Below are 17,216 nucleotides of genomic sequence, written 5' to 3'. Positions count from 1 at the left end.
CACCTTCTGATGATCAGGACGACAAGAGCCGTATGACAGGAGACTGTCACGTACGGATCTGTGAGGGCCGGAGGGTGAAACTCCCTCCGGCTACTCGGCGGTTTTGCTGGAACGTTTTAGCTCATCAAGATCTGCGGGAAGGCTGCCGCTGAGGCTGCGACGGCACTGAATGGCGAATGTCGGGCGGTTAGCTCCGAGCCATGGTGCTACAAGATTCGCGCGCGGCGGGCAGTAGGCAGCCGGCGGTCGGCGGTCGGCGGGCAGGCAGGTGACAAGCAGCCGGCGGTCAGCGGGCAGGCGGCAGCTGCGCCCGCGCTGTGCCCGCGCTGTGCGCCCGCGTCCGCGGCCCGTGCCCGGCGCCGCGTCCGCGTCCGCGTCTCACCCTGTGCCGCGTCCCCGCGACCGCGTCCTGCCCCGCGCCTCGCCCTGTGCCGGCCCTCGCCCCGCGCTCTGTGCCGGGCCTCCATGCTCTACGCCGGGCCTCGCCCCGCGCCGGGCCGAGCCTCGCGCCGGGCCGGGCCGGGCCTCGCGCCTCGCGCCGGGCCGGGCCTCGCCTCGCGCCCCGCCCCGCCCCGCGCCGGGCCGGGCCTCGCGCCGCGCCGGGCCTCGCCTCGCGCCGGGCCTCGCCTCGCGCCGGGCCTCGCCTCGCGCCGCGCCGCGCCGCGCCGGGCCTCGCGCCTCGCGCCGGGCCGCGCCGCGCCTCGCCCCCGCGCCCCGCCGGGCCCCGCGTCCCGGCGGGCCTTGCCTTGCCGCCCCGCGCCGTCCCGGGCCCCGCGTCCCGCGCCGCGCTGCTGGTGGTCGGCTGTCGTTTGTGGTGGGTGACGGGCGGCAGGTTGGTGAGTGGTCGCTCGGAGTCCGGCCCGGCGTGTGCGGGTGGGCGACGGTGTTGCGGTTGGCACACCACCGGCGCCGTATCCGAAAAAGAGAAGGCGCACCGCAAAGGGTGCGCCTTTTCCCAAGAAGATAAGGCCTACTCGTCCGCGAGGATGGCGTAGAGCTTGCGCTTGGTTTCCGTCAGTACTGCCAGGGCCTTGTCGCGTTGTTCCGGGGTGCCGTTGAAGCCCACCTGGCGCAGCGCGTCCATGATGCCGATCGCCGCGTCGCGGAAGTCCTGGACCTGGGACATTGTGTCGTTGCTGAACTGGGCCCACGGCGGGTTCTCCGCGGCCGTGGTGGCTTCCTCGCGGCCCGCGTCGGTCAGCGTGAAGCGTTTGCGGCCGCCGGTGGCCTCCGCTTCGATCAGGCCCTCGTCCTCGAGGAGCTGCAGGGTCGGGTAGACCGAGCCCGGGCTCGGGCGCCAGATGCCGCCGGTGCGGCTCTCCAGTTCCTGGATCATCTCGTAGCCGTGCATCGGGCGTTCCAGGAGCAGTGCCAGCAGGGCCGGGCGGACGTTGGGGCGGCTGCCGCGGCCGCCGCGGCGGGGGCCGTGACCGAATCCTGGGCCGCCGGGGCCGAAGCCGCCGTGGCCGCCCGGGCCGAACGGGAATCCGGGTGGGAAGCCGAAACCGCGCATCAGGCCCTCGCGCAGGTTGCCCGGGTGGATGCGGCCCTCGTGCATGTGGTGGTGTCGCATGATCTTCTCCGATCGGTTGTCGATAGTTAGACGATATATCGGCAACATGTCCGCGGCAAGGGTTTCTTGGATCCGTGGGGGAGGGCGCAGGCGTGTCGGGGCTGCCATCTGGCAATCTGATAGCTGTGTTGACGGTGCCCATTCGTCAGCTCGGCGAGTCCGAGCGGGCGACGGTCGAGCGGATCCTCGACCAAGACCCCTTCGCCGGCGCTCAGATCGCCGAGCGGGTGGCGGCGCATGGGCTGAACTGGTGGCGGTCCGACGGGCGGGTCTACGGCTACGGGGCGGGGCGGCGGATCGAGTCGTTGTGCTGGTCCGGTGCGCATCTGGTGCCGGTCTGCACGACGCCGGCGGCGGTTTCCGCGTTTGCCGATCTGCTCGGCGCCGAGCCGCGGATCTGCTCGTCGATCATCGGGCGCACCGACGCCGTGCTTGATCTGTGGGAGCGGCTCGGTGGGCACTGGGGGCCGGCCCGGGACGTGCGACCGCATCAGCCGCTGCTGGTCGCCGACCGGGAGGCGCCGATCGCGGCCGACCCCGAGGTGCGGCTGGTGCAGCCCGGCGAGATCGATCAGCTTTTTCCGGCCGCCGTGGCGATGTACACCGAGGAGGTCGGCGTCTCGCCGCTGGTCGACGACGGCGGGCGCGGTTATCGGCGGCGGATCTCCGACCTGGTGCGGTCGAAGCGGGCCTATGCGCGGTTCGTCGGCGACCGGGTCGTGTTCAAGGCCGAGCTGGCGATCGTCACCCGGCGCACCACGCAGGTGCAGGGCGTCTGGGTGGACCCGGAATTCCGGGGGCGCGGGCTGGCCGCCGCCTCGATGGCGGCGGTGCTGCACGACGCGCTGCGCCGGGTCGCGCCGACCGTGAGCCTGTACGTCAACGACTACAACGCGCCGGCCCGGCGGGTCTACGCGCGCTGCGGCTTCGTGCCGAACGGCAGCTTCGCCACCGTGCTGTTCTGATCTTCCCCGAGACCTGGTGCATCCGGCGGGCCTCCCGCCGCCGAAGCATAGGTCGTGACAGCAGTCACGATCCTGGTGCTTCGCGGAAGGGTTCACCGATGAACGTCGCTCGCCTCACCACCCGCCTCACCGTCGCCGCCATGGCCACCGTCATGGTCACCACCGCCGCTGCCGCGCCCGCGCAGGCCACCACCAAGCCGCTGGCCCAGCGCTCGCTGGCCGCGGTGCTGCTCAAGGACAAGAGCGGTTTTGACCACAACGGCCGCGACTTCGACATCCTGAAGTCGGCGGTGCTGGCGGTGCTGGACGCCAAGCCGAACTCGCCGGTCAAGGTGCTGACCCAGGGCCAGACCCGGCTGACCGCGTTCCTGCCCACCGATGCCGCCTTCCAGCAGCTGGCCAAGGAGGCGACCAAGGCCCGCAAGACCCCGTCGGAGAAGAAGGCGTTCTCCGTCGTGGCCGGGCTGGGCATCAACACCGTCGAAAGCGTCCTGCTCTACCACGTCGTGCCGGGCGTACGGGTCACCAAGAGCCGGGCGCTCAAGGCCGACAACGTCAAGCTCAAGACCGCGCTGGGCGCCACCATCAAGGTGGACGTGCGGCACCCGCGGCACCAGCCGGCCCAGGTGTGGCTCAAGGACAAGGACACCAACGACCGCAACCCGCGGGCGATCGTCTTCAACATCAACGCCGGCAACCGTCAGCTCGCCCACGCGATCGACCGCGTGCTGCGCCCGGTCAACCTGCCCTGATCGCCGCTGCCCCGCCCCGGCCCGCCAGACACCCGTCAGCGGCCGAGGCGGGGCAGCAGCTCGGTCAGGGCGGCCGCGCCACCGGCGGTCAGCTCCGGGGTCGGCACCAGGGCCATGACCGGGACGTCGACGCCGGCCTGGGCGTACCGGGCCACGTGGTCGCGGCACTGCTCCGGCGAGCCGTGCACGATCAGCTCGTCCACCACCTCGTCCGGGATCGCCGCGAGCGCGCCCTTGCGGTCGCCCGCGGCCCACGCCGTCCACATCGCTCCCAGCGCCGGCTCGCGGCCGAGCCACCGGTGGAACTCCGCGTACGCCGGCACGGTCAGGTAGGCGGCGATCATCCGGCGGCCGACCGTACGGGCGTAGGCCGCGTCCTCGGTCGGGCACACGAAGATGCGCGCGACCACGTCGAACTCCGGCCGGTCCGTCTTGGCCTCGGCCAGCGCCCGGGGCACGTCGGTGGCGGCCAGCCAGTTCAGGATCACGCCGTCGGCGCGGGCCGCGGCCAGCCGGAGCATGCCCGGGCGCAGCGCGGCGAGCAGGATCCCGGGCGGGGTGGCCGGCGGCCGTTCGAGCCGGAAGCGACGGACCCGGAACGTGCTGAACTCCCGGTCGACCACCTCGCCGGCCAGCGCGGGCCGGAGGAACTCCAGCATGTCGCGGCTGCGGGCGAACGGCTCGGTGAACTCGGCGGCGTTCCAGTCGCCGACCACAACCGGTGACGACGCGCCGATGCCCAGCTGGAACCGGCCCGGCGCGGCCTCGGCCAGGGCGGCCGCGGTCATCGCCAGCAGCGCCGGCCCGCGGGTGAAGACCGGGGTGATCGCGGTGCCGAGCCGGGCCCGTGGCTGCCAGGCGGCGGCCAGCGTCAGCGGGGTGAAGGCGTCCGTGCCGGCCACCTCCGACGACCACAGGTCGGTGAACCCCGCGTCGGTCAGGGCCGCGAAGACCGCGGCGTGCTCGGCCAGTGGAACCCCGCCCAGCGGTACGGTCATGCCCCAGCGCGTCGACATGTCCCGATCCTGCCTTGTGATCGAGGTGAGGTCCACCACTGCCCCTTTTCGTGGCCGGGAATGACGGGTAACTATTTGTACTGACCAGTCAGTGCGAAAAGTGGGTGCCCGTGATGCCGGTTCTGACCGCTGCCGGGGCGGGCGTACGTCGCCGCCGCCGATGGCTCTTCGACAACCTCGACGTCAGCGTCGAGCCGGGTGAGCTCGTCGCGATCGTCGGCCCGCCGGGCAGCGGGCGGACGACGGTGCTGCTCGCGCTGGCCCGCCGCTTCAAGCTGTCCGCCGGCCGGGTGACCGGGTCGGCCTCGCTGGGCTGGGTGCCCGAGGTGACCTCGGCGGAGCCGGTGCTGACGGTGCGGGAGCACGTCCAGGAGCGGTTGCTGCTGCTCGGCCGGCCGCCGCGGGAGGCCGGCCAGGTGCCGCTGCTCGGCCTGGATCCGCTGACCAAGGGGTACGAGCTGAGCCCCTTCCAGCGCCAGCTGCTCGGGTTGGTGCTGGCGCGGCTGGAACAGCCCCGGGTGATCGCGCTGGATGCGGTGGACGAGGGACTGGACGCGCGGGAGTCGGCCGAGCTGTGGTCGGTGCTCGGGGGGATCGCGGCGGACGGGATCGCGGTGCTGGTGACGGCCCGCGAGATCAACCCGGACCAGGTGTCCACAGTGATCCGCCTGGGCGAAGCGGCCGAACGGGAACCAGAACCTGAGCCGGTGGACGGCGACACCCAGCAGGAGGAGAAGTCGTGACCGGGTTGTCCAGCGTCCGGCTCGCCGGGTTCGAGCTGCGCCGCTTCCTGCGCGGTCGCCTGCCCGCCGCCGCCCTCGCCGTCCTCTGCGTCGTTCCCCTGCTCTACGGCGCCCTCTACCTCTACGCGTTCTGGGATCCCTACGGCAGGCTCAACCACATCCCCGCCGCCCTCGTCGTCGAGGACGTCACCGCCACCGCGAGCGACGGCACGACGGTGCACGCCGGCCGCGACCTCGCCGACGAGCTGGTCCGGCGCGAGATCTTCGACTGGCACGTCACCGACGAGCGCGGCGCCGAGGCCGGTCTTGCCGACGGCAGTTACCAGCTGTCCCTGCGCATCCCGCGCGACTTCTCCCGGGACCTCACCACCGGCCCGGACCCGGACGCCACCCCGACCTCGTCCCAGCTTGTCGTGGTCAACGACGACGCCACCAACTACCTGTCCGGGGTCTTCTCCCGCACCGCCTTCCAGGAGGTGCAGGCTGCCGCCGCGCAGAGCGCCCAGGCCGGCTACTTCGACAAGATGCTGATCGGTTTCACCGATGCCAAGGCGCAGTCCGAGCGGGCCGCCGACGGCGCCGCCAGGCTGGACGCCGGGCTCGGCGACGCCGGTGCCGGCGCCGACCGGCTCGCCGGTGGCCTCACCGACGCCGACCGTGGCGCGGGGCAGCTCTCCCACGGGCTCGGCAGCGCCGCGCAGGGCGCCGACCGGCTTGCCGACGGCCTGGCCACGCTCCAGGCCGGAACGGCCCAGCTCGCCACCGGTACGCGGCAGGCGGCAGCCGGCGGCCGGCAGCTGGCGACCGCGGTGGACGCCGCCGCCGACCAGGTCGAGCCGTTGCTGCGGCAGCACGCCAAGCTCATCGAGGACGCCGCCGATCAGGTGGCCGACGGCGCCGACCTGCTCGCCCGCAACGTGGACCGGCTCGACGACGCCGCCGGCGACACCGTGCAGCGGGCGCATGACCTGCAGAAGTACGTCAACGCGCTGCCCGCGGGCACGCCGGACCTCGCCGAGATGAAGGCGCTCGCCAAGCAGCTGGTCGCCGCCGCCGAGCGGGTCCGGTCCACCATCCACGCCGCCGACCTGGACGGGCTGAGCGATCGGCTGCACCACGTCGCCGCCACCGCCCGCAAGGTCGCCGACGCCGCGCCGCACCTGGCCGACGACGTGGCCGCCGCCCGCAGCAGCGTCGACCAGCTGGCCGCCGGCCTCGGTGACCTCGCCACCGGGGCGCAGCGGGTCAACAGCGGCGCCACCGATGCCGCGACCGGCGCCGACGAGCTGCGCGGCGGCATCTTCCGGCTGGCGTCCGGCGCGCGCGAGCTGGACGGCGGCCTCGACTCGCTCACCGCCGGTGGCCGCCAGCTCGCCGCCGGCCTCGGCGACCTGCAGGGTGGCGCCGCAAAACTGGCGTCCGGGCTGGCCGACGGGGCCGACCAGCTTCCCGGGTACGGCGACGACCCGTCCCACCGCGCGGACGTGCTGAGCGACCCGGTCGCCCTGGACCGCACCGTGCGCCATCCGGCCGCCACGTACGGCATCGGCTTCGCCCCGTACTTCCTGGCGCTGGCGCTCTGGGTGGGCGCGATGATCACTTTCATGCTGCTGCGACCGCTGAACCGGCGGTACGTGGTGTCCGGCGCGCCCGCGTACCGGGTGGCGCTGGCCGGGCTGCTGCCGGCGGTGGCGGTGGGGCTGACCCAGGCGGCGCTGCTGTACTCGGTGGTGGTCTTCGGCCTCGGCCTGAACCCGGTGCGGCCGCTGGTCACCCTGGGCCTGCTCATGCTCACCGCGACCGCGTTCGCGGCGATCATGCAGCTGCTCGGCGCCGCGTTCGGCCCGGGCGGCCGGATCGTCGCGCTGGCCGGGCTGATGCTCCAGCTGACCTCCTCGGGCGGCACCTACCCGGTGCAGACCTCGCCGCCGTTCTTCCAGGCGATCCACCCGCTGCTGCCGATGACCTACGTGGTGGACGCCCTGCGCCACGCGATCGACGGCGGCCCGGCCGGTACGGTGGTGACCGGCGGGCTGGCGTTGCTGGGTTACGGCCTCGCCGCGCTGGCCCTGACCGTGGCAGTGGCCCACCGGTCGCGGCGGCTCACCCCGTCCGACCTGCATCCGGAGCTGGTGATCTGACAATCGTGGACGGACGGACCCGCAGGCGCGAGGACACCAGGCAGCGGCTGTTCGAGGCGGCGGTGGAGCTGATCGCCGAGCAGGGCTTCTCGGCGACCACGGTCGACGACATCGCGTTGCGGGCCAAGGTGGCCAAGGGCACCGTCTACTACAACTTCGCCTCCAAGACCGCGCTCTTCGAGGAGCTGCTGCGGCACGGCATCAACCTGCTGACCGAGGAGTTCCGCGCGGCGGTCGCCGGGCTGCCGCCGCGCGAGGCGGTGGCCGCGCTGATCCGGGCCCAGCTGGAGTACATCCGCCGGTACCGCGCCTTCGCCCAGCTCCTGCTCTCGGAGATGTGGCGGACCAACCGGGAGTGGCAGCAGACCCTGGTGCTGCTGCGGGAGCAGGCGATCGGCGTGATCGCGGAGACCGTCCGGGCCGGCGTGGAGTCCGGTGACCTGCCGGCCGACCTGGACGTCCGGGTGGCCTCGTCGGCGCTGTTCGGCGTCGGCCTGGTGGTGGCGGTCGACTGGCTGGTGTTCCAGCCGGACCGGGCGATCGAGGACGTCGAGCAGTCGCTGCTCGCGATCGTGCGCCGGGTCGCCTGAGCGGACCGGCGGCGCCCACTCAGCCGGCCGTGGATCCGCCGCGCCGGGCCAGGGCGCGGCTGCCGGGCTCCGGCTCGGGCGGGGCCGGGCGGGGCAGGGCCGCCCCGATCGCGGTGCCGACCAGCCAGCTCACCGCGACGACCAGCGCCGCCCGTTCGAGCCCGGCGCTGAGCGGCCCCCGGCCGGCCAGCAGCATGGTCAGGCCCAGCACGGCGCCGAGCGGCACGATGACCACGACGGCGGTGGCCGCGAGCCGCCGCAGCACGACGCCGAACGGCCGGGAGAGGGCGATCAGCGCCATCGCCACGGCCAGCACGATCATGCCGATGACGCTGGCCACGGTATGCGTGACGTCGGCGACCGTGGTGGGCTCGTACGGCGGCAGCGGGCAACCGTCGGTGCAGGGCACGACGCCGGACCCGGCGGCCAGCACCGCCGCGACGCTCAGCAGCACCGCCACCGGCCGCGAGTCGCGGCGCAACGCCTGCCCCAGCAGCGCCACCCCGAGCGCGAGCCCGCCCAGCCCCCAACGGTACGCCAGGGCCAGCGGCATCCCGGTGGTGCCGGCCTCGCTGACGTAGCCGGCGGTCCACGGTCCGGGCGCGGCGATCAGCCCGGCCAGCATCGTGAGCGCCCCGGCCAGCACGGCCGCGCCGGCCAGCAGGGCGATCCGGCCGCGGCGGTGCCCGGACAAAGCCATGATCTGAACGGTAACCGCCGCGAGCGGGCGGCCCGGTGCTGATCCAATGGGTGCATGGCACAGCAGCGCACCGTGGTCGTCACCGGTGGCAGTTCGGGGATCGGGCTGGCCGCGGCTGCCGCGTTCGCGCGCGGCGGCAACGAGGTGGTGCTGCTCGGCCGCGATCCGGGGCGGTTGCGGCACGCGGTCGAGGTCGTGCGGGCCGCCGGTGGGCGCACGCCGGCGGCGTACCGGGCCGACTTCGCGGTGCTCGACGAGGTGCGCGCAGCCGGCGCCCGGGTGGCGGCCGAGCACGAGCGGATCGACGTGCTGGCGAACAACGCCGGGCAGCTCGCGCCGGCCCGCCGGCTCACCGTGGACGGCTTCGACCCGGGCGTGCAGATCAACCACCTCGGCGGCTTCCTCCTCGCCCACCTGCTGCTGGACCGGCTGCGGGCGGCGGCGCCCGCCCGGATCATCACCACCGGCTCCGCGGCCGAGGCATGGGGCACGCTCGACGTGCGGCGGCCCGGCCGGCGGCAGGTCAGCCGGTGGGCGGCGTACGGCGCCGGCAAACAGGCCAACCTGCTCTTCACGATCGAGGCCGCCCGCCGCTGGGCCCCGTACGGGATAGTGCCGACCTGTTTCTTCCCCGGCCTGATCCGCAGCGGCTTCGGCAAACGGAGCCCTCTGTTCGCGCTGGGCCGGCTCGTCTTCCGCAGCCCGGAGCACGGCGCGGACACGCTGCTCTGGCTGGCCGACGACCCGGCGGCCGCGGTGCCGGGTGGCTACTTCGCGGGGCGCCGCCCGTTCGGCGCGACCGGGCGTTCGGTGTCGCCGGAGCGCGCCCGGCTGCTCTGGGAGGCCAGCCTGGTCGCGGTCTACGGCGCCGACGGGGAGCGGTCGGGGCGCGGCGAGGGGTAGTAGCGGGTGGTCGCGATGTCCGGGTGGGTCGCGGTCGGCAGGTCCGCGTTGTCGTCGTCGGTCAGCGTGCCGCCCAGCTCGACGATCCGCCGGTGGGCCGCCGCCAGCCGGTCCTCCAGCATGACGATCCGGCACGCCGCGGTGAGCAGCATGCCCTCGTCGAGCAGCTGCCGGACCCGGGCGGCGAGCCGTAACTGGTGCCGGGAGTAGCGCCGGTGCCCGCCGTGTGAGCGCTCCGGCTCGATCAGGCCCGCGGACCCGAGGCTGCGCAGGAAGGCCGGCGTCACGCCGATCAGGTCGGCGGCGCGGCCCATGGTGTACGCCGGGAGGTCGGCGTTGTCGAACGCGGTGCTCATGCTGCCTTCCGTGCGGGGGTGCCGGGGGGGTGGAGACAGTCCAAGGCCCCGGCGGGTTACCGGGGCCTTGGCTGTTCAATTCTGGGGCCGACCGTCGTCGGCACGGTCACGCCGCTTGCGTGCCGCTAGCGCGTGACCTGAGTGATGGGCATCGGCTGCGATCACCTCTTGTCGGGTCGGGGACTTTGCGAGTTCGCGTTGCTGCGGTATCTCGTCCTCCTTACCAACTCAGCGTGTTGCCCAGTCGCTGGGCAGATCTCGAGCCAGTTGCACTGCCGGCTGTGCGTCGCCGACCTCTGTGATGTTATGCCTGCCACGGGGAGATTTCTAGACTCGCCGCTGTAGATTTTTCGGGCGAATAGGGCGGCGGCGCGGGACGGGCGCGTGGCACAGCCTGCGCTGTGTCGTGAGAGAGGTGACCGCGTCCCGCGCCGCCGCGGGGTGGGGAGCCGGTGGCGTCCCCAGGTGTTCGCGAAGCCTGCCGAGGGCTCGCGCGCCGATCAACGGCGTTCAGAACACCGGCAGGGCCGCGCATGAAGCGTTCGGTTGCCCTGACATGTCTACGAGTGTGCGGGTAACCCTCGGCGCCCGGCAACGCAATTAACACGGCTCATTGACGGCCGTAACACCGTGGGTAGATCATCACCGAACAGTGGTGGCCCAGGTCACAACTGCCCTCGGACTCAGGGAGTGGCAATGAGCATCAGCCCTGCCCCCAGTACCGACGAAGAACGCCTCGCCCAGCTCGGCTACCAGCAGGAACTGCACCGCCGACTGTCCGGCTTCTCGAACTTCGCGGTCTCCTTCTCGATCATCTCCATCCTGGCCGGCGCCATCACGTCGTACGGCATCGCCATGAACGCGGGCGGCCCGATAGCGATCACCCTCGGCTGGGTGTTCGTCGGCATCATGGTCACCTTCGTGGCGCTCGCCATGGCGGAGGTCTGCTCGGCCTATCCGACCGCCGGCGCGCTCTACTGGTGGGCCGCCGCGCTCGCCAAGCGCAACAAGGCGGCCTGGGCCTGGTTCATCGGCTGGTTCAACTTCCTCGGCGAGGTGGCGGTCACCGCGGCGATCGACTTCGGCGCCGCGATCACCACCTCGGCGTTCCTGAGCCTGACCTTCGACATGGAGGTCACCAAGGGCCGGACGTTCCTGATCTTCCTGGTGCTGATCGTCGCGCACGGCCTGCTGAACACGTTCGGGGTCAGCCTGGTGCGGCTGCTCTCCGACGTCAGCGCCTGGTGGCACCTGATCGGCGTCGCGGTGATCGTGGTGGTGCTCGCGGTCGTGCCGGACCAGCACAAGCCGATCTCGGAGGTGTTCTTCGAGGTCCGCAACGAGACCGGCTTCACCTTCCAGGGCGCCGCGTTCTATGCCGTGCTGATCGGTCTGCTGATGGCGCAGTACACCTACACCGGCTACGACGCCTCCGCGCACGTGGCCGAGGAGACCCACGACGCCGCCCGGGCTGCCCCGCGCGGCATCGTGCTCTCGGTCGTGGTCTCGGTCATCGCCGGCTTCGTGCTGCTGGTGGCGATCACCTGGTCGATCCAGGACTACGACGCGCAGCGGACCACCGACCTCGGGCTGCCGCCCGCGCAGATCTTCATCGACGCGGCCGGGCACAACCTGGGCACGTTCCTGCTGTTCATCTGCGTGGTCGCGCAGTTCTTCTGCGGCATGGCGTCGGTGACGGCGAACTCCCGGATGTCGTACGCGTTCGCCCGCGACGGCGCGCTGCCCGGCTCCCGGCTGTGGAAGAAGGTCAACCCCCGCACCGGTACGCCGACCAACTCCATCTGGCTCTGCGTGGCCATCTCCACCCTGCTGGTGCTGCCGTCGCTGTGGAACACCACCGCGTACGCGGCCGCGACCTCCATCGCGGTCATCGGCCTCTACATCGCGTACGTGGGACCGGTGCTGCTGCGGCGCCGCAACCCCGACTTCGTCCCGGGCCCGTGGAACCTGGGCCGGTGGAGCGCGGTGGTCGGCTGGATCGCGATCGTCTGGGTCGTGGTCATCTGCGTGCTGTTCATCCTGCCGGTGGCGGGCCCGATCACCGCGGCGAACTTCAACTACACGATCGTCGCGGTTGCCGTGGTCCTCGGCGGGGCAACGGTGTGGTGGTTCGCCAGTGCCCGCAAGTGGTTCACCGGCCCCAAGCACAACCTGATCGAGAAGGCCGCGCACGGGGAGCCGACGTTGCCGGCCGGGGAGTGAACTGTTAGTAGAGCGGGGCCGGGCAGCCGCCCGGCCCCACGCCCCTGGAGGGAACCGGATGGATCTCGAAGACCTCGACGTCGCCGTCACGAACGGCAGCATCGACACCGTCCTGCTCGCGCTCACCGACATGCAGGGACGGCTCCAGGGCAAACGGCTGCACGGCCCGTTCTTCATGAACGAGGTGGTGGCCGGCGGCAGCGAGGGCTGCAACTACCTGCTCGCGGTCGACGTCGACATGAACACCGTGGACGGCTACGAGATGTCGTCGTGGAACAGCGGTTACGGCGACTTCGTGATGCGCCCCGACTTCAGCACGCTGCGCCACGTCCCCTGGCAGCCCGGCACGGCGATGGTCCTGGCCGACCTGGAGACCACCGCCGGCGACCCGGTCTACGCCTCGCCCCGGCAGATCCTGCGCCGCCAGCTCGACCGGCTGGCCGAGCACGGCCTGACCGCGTACGCGGGCACCGAGCTGGAGTTCGTGCTCTACCGCGACACCTACGAGCAGGCGTTCAGCAAAGACTACCGGGGGCTGACCCCGGCGAACCAGTACAACGTGGACTACTCGCTGCTCGGCACTGCCCGGGTGGAGCCGCTGCTGCGCCGCATCCGCAACGAGATGTACGGCGCCGGGCTGATCCCGGAGAGCGCCAAGGGCGAGTGCAACCTCGGCCAGCACGAGATCGCCTTCCGCTACGCCGACGCGCTGACCTGCGCCGACAACCACGTGATCTACAAGAACGGGGCCAAGGAGATCGCCGCCCAGGAGGGCATGGCGCTGACCTTCATGGCCAAACCGAACGAGCGTGAGGGCAACTCCTGCCACATCCACTTCTCGCTGCGCGGCGAGGACGGCCGCTCGGCGATGCTCGGCGACGGCCCGGCCCACCTGAGCGTCACCGGCCGGCGGGTGCTGGCCGGGCTGCTGGCCACCATGCGCGAGTTCAGCCTGCTCTTCGCGCCGAACATCAACTCGTACAAGCGGTACCAGCCGGGCTCGTTCGCGCCGACCGCGCTGCGCTGGGGCGTGGACAACCGCACCTGCTCGCTGCGGATGGCGGGGCACGGCGAGGGGATGCGGGTGGAGAACCGGGTGCCGGGCGGGGACGTGAACCCGTACCTGGCCATCGCGGCGCTGGTGGCGGGGGCGCTGCACGGGCTGGAGAACGAGCTGGAGCTGGAGCCGGAGTTCCGCGGCAACGCGTACGAGGACGCCTCGGCGCCGCGGGTGCCCACGCACCTGCGGGACGCGGTGGAGCTGTGGGACCTCAGCCCGGTGGCGGCGGACGCGTTCGGCCCGGAGGTCGTCGCGCACTATGTCAACATGGGCAAGATCGAGCTGGCCGCGTTCGATGCGGCGGTCACCGACTGGGAACTTCGTAGGGGATTCGAGCGCCTGTGACAGATGTGATCAACCCGGCTACCGGGACGGTGCTCACCTCCGTACCGTCGCTGGGTCCGGCCGAGACCGACGCCGCGATCGAGCGGGCGCAGCGAGCTTTTGCATCCTGGCGGCAGGTGGCGCCCGGGGACCGGGCGCGGCTGCTGCGGCGCTTCGCCGCGGTCGTGGACGACCACCGCGAGGAGCTCGCCGGGCTGGAGGTCCGCAACGCCGGGCACACCATCGGCAACGCCCGCTGGGAGGCCGGCAACGTCCGCGACGTGCTGGACTACTACGCGGGCGCGCCCGAGCGGCTCTCCGGCCGGCAGATCCCGGTCGCCGGTGGCCTCGACGTCACCTTCCACGAGCCGCTCGGCGTGGTCGGCATCATCGTGCCGTGGAACTTCCCGATGCCGATCGCCGGCTGGGGGTTCGCCCCGGCGCTGGCGGCCGGCAACACCGTGGTGCTCAAGCCGGCCGAGCTGACCCCGCTGACCGCGCTCCGGCTCGGCGAGCTGGCACTCGAGGCCGGGCTGCCGGAGGGGGTGTTCACCGTGCTGCCGGGCAAGGGCAGCGTGGTCGGGCAGCGGTTCGTCACCCACCCGGCGGTGCGCAAGGTCTGCTTCACCGGCTCCACCGAGGTCGGAAAATCGATCATGGCGGGGTGCGCGGACCAGGTGAAACGGGTCACCCTGGAGCTGGGCGGCAAGAGCGCCAACATCGTCTTCGCCGACGCCGACCTGGAGAAGGCCGCCGCGGCGGCGCCGGCGAGCGTCTTCGACAACGCCGGCCAGGACTGCTGCGCACGCTCCCGGTTGCTCATCCAGGAGTCCGTGTACGACAAGTTCCTCGCCCTGCTGGAGCCGGCGGTGCGCGCGTTCCGGGTCGAGGACCCGGCCCGGCCGACCGCCGAGATGGGACCGCTGATCTCGGCGGCGCAGCGCCGCTCGGTGTCGACCTTCGTTGACGACGCCGACGTGGCGTTCCGGGGCACCTCGCCGGACGGCCCCGGCTGGTGGTTCTCGCCGACCGTGCTGCTCGCGCGTTCGACCAGTGACCGGCACTGGCGCGAGGAGGTCTTCGGCCCGGTGCTCTCGGTGCTGCCCTTCCGCGACGAGGAGGACGCCGTCCGGCTCGCCAACGACACCGAGTACGGCCTGTCGGGGAGTCTCTGGACCCGCGACGTGGGCCGGGCGCTGCGGGTGTCCCGGGCGGTCGAGACCGGCGCGCTCAGCGTCAACTCACACTCGTCGGTGCGGTACTGGACGCCGTTCGGCGGCATGAAACAGTCCGGTCTCGGCCGCGAGCTCGGCCCCGACGCGGTGCTGTCGTTCACCGACGTCAAGAACGTGTTCATCTCGACGGATTCCTGAGAGGTCAGCTGTGGAGCGTTTGCAGGATCGGGTAGCCGTCATCACCGGTGCCGGTAGCGGCATCGGGCTGGCCACCGCCCGGCGGTTCGCGACCGAGGGCGCCAAGGTCGTCTGCGTCGACATCTCGGCGGACGCCGGCAAGGCCGCCGCCGACGAGGTGGGCGGCGAGTTCGTCGCCTGTGACGTCAGCGACGAGGAGTCGGTCAAGGCGCTGTTCGACGGCGTGGCCGAGCGGTACGGCCGGGTCGACATCGCCTTCAACAACGCCGGCATCTCCCCGCCGGACGACGACTCGATCCTGGTCACCGGCATCGAGGCGTGGGAGCGCGTGCTGCGGGTGAACACCACCAGCGTGTTCTTCTGCTGCAAGTACGCGATCCCGCACATGCAGCGGCAGGGCAAGGGCTCGATCATCAACACCGCCTCGTTCGTGGCGCTGCTGGGGGCGGCGACCTCGCAGATCGCGTACACCGCCAGCAAGGGCGGGGTGCTGGCAATGACCCGCGAGCTGGGCGTGCAGTTCGCCCGCGAGGGCATCCGGATCAACGCGCTCTGTCCCGGACCGGTGGCCACTCCGCTGCTCATGGACCTGTTCGCCAAGGACCCGGAGCGGGCCGCCCGGCGGCTGGTGCACGTGCCGATGGGCCGGTTCGCCGAACCCGCCGAGATCGCCGCGGCGGTGGCCTTCCTGGCCAGCGACGACGCGTCGTTCATGACCGCGTCCCAGTTCGTCGTCGACGGTGGTATCACCGGGGCGTATGTAACTCCTCTTTAGGGTGTTTGAACTCCACGAACTGCGGGGACCAGCTTCGTACGCCCAGCTCACGCGGGGCGAAGGGGTCGAATCTCCGCTCGCGCACGCTGCGATCGCTGCACGGGTGGGTCCGAGGACCCGGGTGCGGCGCCGGCTCTCCGAGCCGGCGCCGCGCACTCCCCTCCGGATCACCCGCTCGGTTGATCCGGCCGTAGCAGGACCTGGATATCTTGGTAAAGATGCGACCCGTCATCGGCATCACCACCTATGTGGAGCCCGCCACCTGGGGTGTCTGGCACAACCTGCCCACCACGCTGGTGCCGCACGACTATGTCGCCGCGGTCACCCGCTCCGGTGGGCGCGCCGTGCTGCTGCCCCCGGACGACCTCGACACCGACGTGCTGCGAATCCTGGACGGCCTCGTGCTCAGCGGCGGCGCCGACCTCGGCCCCGAGCTGTACGGCGCCGACCCGGCCCCGGAGACGGTCACCCGGCCGGATCGCGACGCCGCCGAGATGCTGCTGGCGCGCGCGGCCCTCACCCGGGACCTGCCCGTCCTCGGGGTCTGCCGGGGCATGCAGCTGCTCACCGTCGCGGCCGGCGGCAGCCTGCACCAGCACCTGCCCGACGTGCTCGGGCACCACCGGCACCGCCCCGCGCCCGGCGTGTACGGCGAGCACGAGGCCCGGTTCGCGCCCGGCAGCCGGATCGCCACCCTGATGGGCGACGACACCCGGGTGCACTGCTTCCACCACCAGGGGATCAACAACCCGGGCACGCTGACTGTCACCGGCCGGGCCGAGGACGGCCTGCCGGAGGCGGTGGAGGATCCGGCGCACAGGTTCGTGCTCGGGGTGCAGTGGCACCCCGAGGTGACCCGGGACAAACGGCTGTTCGGCGCCCTGGTGGAGGCGGCGGCCGGCTAAGGGTTCCGCGGCGACAGCCGATACGCAGGTTTTACGCCAGAGAAGGAGGACCGCACCAGCATGCGCAGGCCCTTGATCGGATTGACCGCGTACGCCCAGCAGGTGCAGTACGGCAGCAACAACCAGGTGGTCGGCATGCTGCCGATGTCCTACGTCAGGGCCGTCCACGCCACCGGCGGGCGGGCGGTCCTGATCACCCCCGACGACCCCGGCACCGACGTGCTCGACTCGCTCGACGGGATCGTCTTCGCCGGCGGCGGCGACGTCGACCCGGCGAACTGGGGCGCCGAGAAGCACCCGGCCACCGACGCGGACCCGGTCCGGGACACCTCCGAGCTGATGCTGATGCGCGCGGCCCTCGACGCCGACCTGCCCGTGCTGGGGGTCTGCCGCGGCCTGCAGGTGATGGCCGTGGCCACCGGCGGCTCCCTGCACCAGCACCTGCCCGACCTGGTCGGCCACGACCGGCACCGGGCCGCCCCCGGCACCGACCCGCTGGCCGTGGACTCCTCGGCGTTCGGCCGGCACGACGTGGTGCTCAGCCCCGGCTCGGCGGCGCGGTCCCTGCTCGGCGCCCGGCTGACCGTGAACTCGTTCCACCACCAGGCGATCGACGACCCGGGCGGCTTCACGATCGTCGGCCGGTGCCCCGACGACCGGGTGGTCGAGATCATCGAGGACCGCGACCGGTCGTTCGCGCTGGGCGTCCAGTGGCACCCGGAACGCACCGGTGACCTGCGCGTCTTCGCTGCCCTGGCGGAGGCTGCCGCGCTGCGCGCGGGCCTGGACCGGACCGCCCTGGCGGCCTGAGGGCCCG

Annotated in this window: 16 protein-coding genes; 12 read left to right on the top strand and 4 right to left on the bottom strand. The window is 72.4% G+C overall.

The window, feature by feature from the left end; genetic code table 11:
* Window positions 1-970 precede the first annotated feature (970 nt).
* A complete protein-coding gene (locus ACIBQZ_RS25645; RefSeq protein WP_396091297.1) occupies window positions 971-1,573 on the bottom strand; it encodes a PadR family transcriptional regulator in 603 nt (200 codons plus the stop codon).
* 125 nt (window positions 1,574-1,698) lie between these two features.
* On the opposite strand from ACIBQZ_RS25645, the gene ACIBQZ_RS25640 reads away from it, so the two are divergent.
* Window positions 1,699-2,538 (top strand): GNAT family N-acetyltransferase, encoded by an 840-nt coding sequence (locus tag ACIBQZ_RS25640; protein ID WP_396091296.1) that lies wholly within the window; start codon window positions 1,699-1,701, stop codon window positions 2,536-2,538.
* Window positions 2,539-2,636: 98 nt separating this feature from the next.
* The gene (locus ACIBQZ_RS25635) at window positions 2,637-3,290 is read left to right on the top strand and encodes a fasciclin domain-containing protein (protein ID WP_396091295.1); all 654 of its coding nucleotides are present in this window, start codon (window positions 2,637-2,639) and stop codon (window positions 3,288-3,290) included.
* 35 nt (window positions 3,291-3,325) lie between these two features.
* Here ACIBQZ_RS25635 and ACIBQZ_RS25630 read toward each other — a convergent pair whose 3' ends face one another.
* Entirely contained in the window at window positions 3,326-4,288 is a 963-nt protein-coding gene (locus tag ACIBQZ_RS25630) for an LLM class F420-dependent oxidoreductase (protein WP_396091317.1), read from the bottom strand.
* 131 nt (window positions 4,289-4,419) lie between these two features.
* Here ACIBQZ_RS25630 and ACIBQZ_RS25625 point away from each other — a divergent pair, with 131 nt between their 5' ends.
* From ACIBQZ_RS25625 to ACIBQZ_RS25615, 3 genes are read left to right on the top strand one after another with little or no spacing between them, the layout of a single operon-like run.
* Complete coding sequence (locus ACIBQZ_RS25625) at window positions 4,420-5,049, top strand: ATP-binding cassette domain-containing protein (protein WP_396091294.1); 630 nt, start codon at window positions 4,420-4,422, stop codon at window positions 5,047-5,049.
* Complete coding sequence (locus ACIBQZ_RS25620) at window positions 5,046-7,190, top strand: YhgE/Pip family protein (RefSeq protein ID WP_396091293.1); 2,145 nt, start codon at window positions 5,046-5,048, stop codon at window positions 7,188-7,190. The genes ACIBQZ_RS25625 and ACIBQZ_RS25620 overlap by 4 nt, the downstream gene beginning before the upstream one ends.
* Before the next feature lie 2 nt (window positions 7,191-7,192).
* Window positions 7,193-7,780, top strand: a complete 588-nt coding sequence (locus tag ACIBQZ_RS25615; protein ID WP_396091316.1) for a TetR/AcrR family transcriptional regulator — start codon at window positions 7,193-7,195, stop codon at window positions 7,778-7,780.
* Between the two features lie 19 nt (window positions 7,781-7,799).
* Here ACIBQZ_RS25615 and ACIBQZ_RS25610 read toward each other — a convergent pair whose 3' ends face one another.
* On the bottom strand, window positions 7,800-8,480 hold the full coding sequence (locus ACIBQZ_RS25610) for a DUF998 domain-containing protein (protein WP_396091292.1): 681 nt from the start codon (window positions 8,478-8,480) through the stop codon (window positions 7,800-7,802).
* A gap of 72 nt (window positions 8,481-8,552) precedes the next feature.
* On the opposite strand from ACIBQZ_RS25610, the gene ACIBQZ_RS25605 reads away from it, so the two are divergent.
* Complete coding sequence (locus tag ACIBQZ_RS25605) at window positions 8,553-9,383, top strand: SDR family NAD(P)-dependent oxidoreductase (RefSeq protein WP_396091315.1); 831 nt, start codon at window positions 8,553-8,555, stop codon at window positions 9,381-9,383.
* Here ACIBQZ_RS25605 and ACIBQZ_RS25600 read toward each other — a convergent pair.
* On the bottom strand, window positions 9,341-9,739 hold the full coding sequence (locus tag ACIBQZ_RS25600) for a MerR family transcriptional regulator (protein WP_396091291.1): 399 nt from the start codon (window positions 9,737-9,739) through the stop codon (window positions 9,341-9,343). The two genes, ACIBQZ_RS25605 and ACIBQZ_RS25600, sit on opposite strands and share 43 nt — an antisense overlap.
* A gap of 696 nt (window positions 9,740-10,435) precedes the next feature.
* Between ACIBQZ_RS25600 and ACIBQZ_RS25595 the strand changes: the two genes are divergently transcribed.
* The 6 genes from ACIBQZ_RS25595 (at window position 10,436) to ACIBQZ_RS25570 (ending at window position 17,209) form a co-directional block, all read left to right on the top strand.
* Entirely contained in the window at window positions 10,436-11,962 is a 1,527-nt protein-coding gene (locus ACIBQZ_RS25595; protein WP_396091290.1) for an amino acid permease, read from the top strand.
* Between the two features lie 58 nt (window positions 11,963-12,020).
* Window positions 12,021-13,367 carry a glutamine synthetase family protein gene (locus tag ACIBQZ_RS25590; protein ID WP_396091289.1) on the top strand — a complete coding sequence of 449 codons (1,347 nt, stop codon included), beginning with the start codon at window positions 12,021-12,023 and terminating at the stop codon, window positions 13,365-13,367.
* Complete coding sequence (locus ACIBQZ_RS25585; protein ID WP_396091288.1) at window positions 13,364-14,719, top strand: aldehyde dehydrogenase family protein; 1,356 nt, start codon at window positions 13,364-13,366, stop codon at window positions 14,717-14,719. Before ACIBQZ_RS25590 ends, ACIBQZ_RS25585 begins: the two co-directional genes overlap by 4 nt.
* Before the next feature lie 10 nt (window positions 14,720-14,729).
* Window positions 14,730-15,494 carry a 3-oxoacyl-ACP reductase gene (locus ACIBQZ_RS25580; RefSeq protein WP_396091287.1) on the top strand — a complete coding sequence of 255 codons (765 nt, stop codon included), beginning with the start codon at window positions 14,730-14,732 and terminating at the stop codon, window positions 15,492-15,494.
* Window positions 15,495-15,712: 218 nt separating this feature from the next.
* Entirely contained in the window at window positions 15,713-16,399 is a 687-nt protein-coding gene (locus ACIBQZ_RS25575) for a gamma-glutamyl-gamma-aminobutyrate hydrolase family protein (protein ID WP_396091286.1), read from the top strand.
* Window positions 16,400-16,459: 60 nt separating this feature from the next.
* Window positions 16,460-17,209: a gamma-glutamyl-gamma-aminobutyrate hydrolase family protein gene (locus ACIBQZ_RS25570; RefSeq protein WP_396091285.1), complete on the top strand. Its 750-nt coding sequence runs from the start codon at window positions 16,460-16,462 to the stop codon at window positions 17,207-17,209.
* Window positions 17,210-17,216 lie beyond the last annotated feature (7 nt).

The organism is Actinoplanes sp. NPDC049599, assembly GCF_044465625.1.
GTDB lineage: Bacteria > Actinomycetota > Actinomycetes > Mycobacteriales > Micromonosporaceae > Actinoplanes.
Note: the sequence above shows the minus strand (reverse complement) of the source record. Positions and strands in the feature narration are given on the sequence as shown.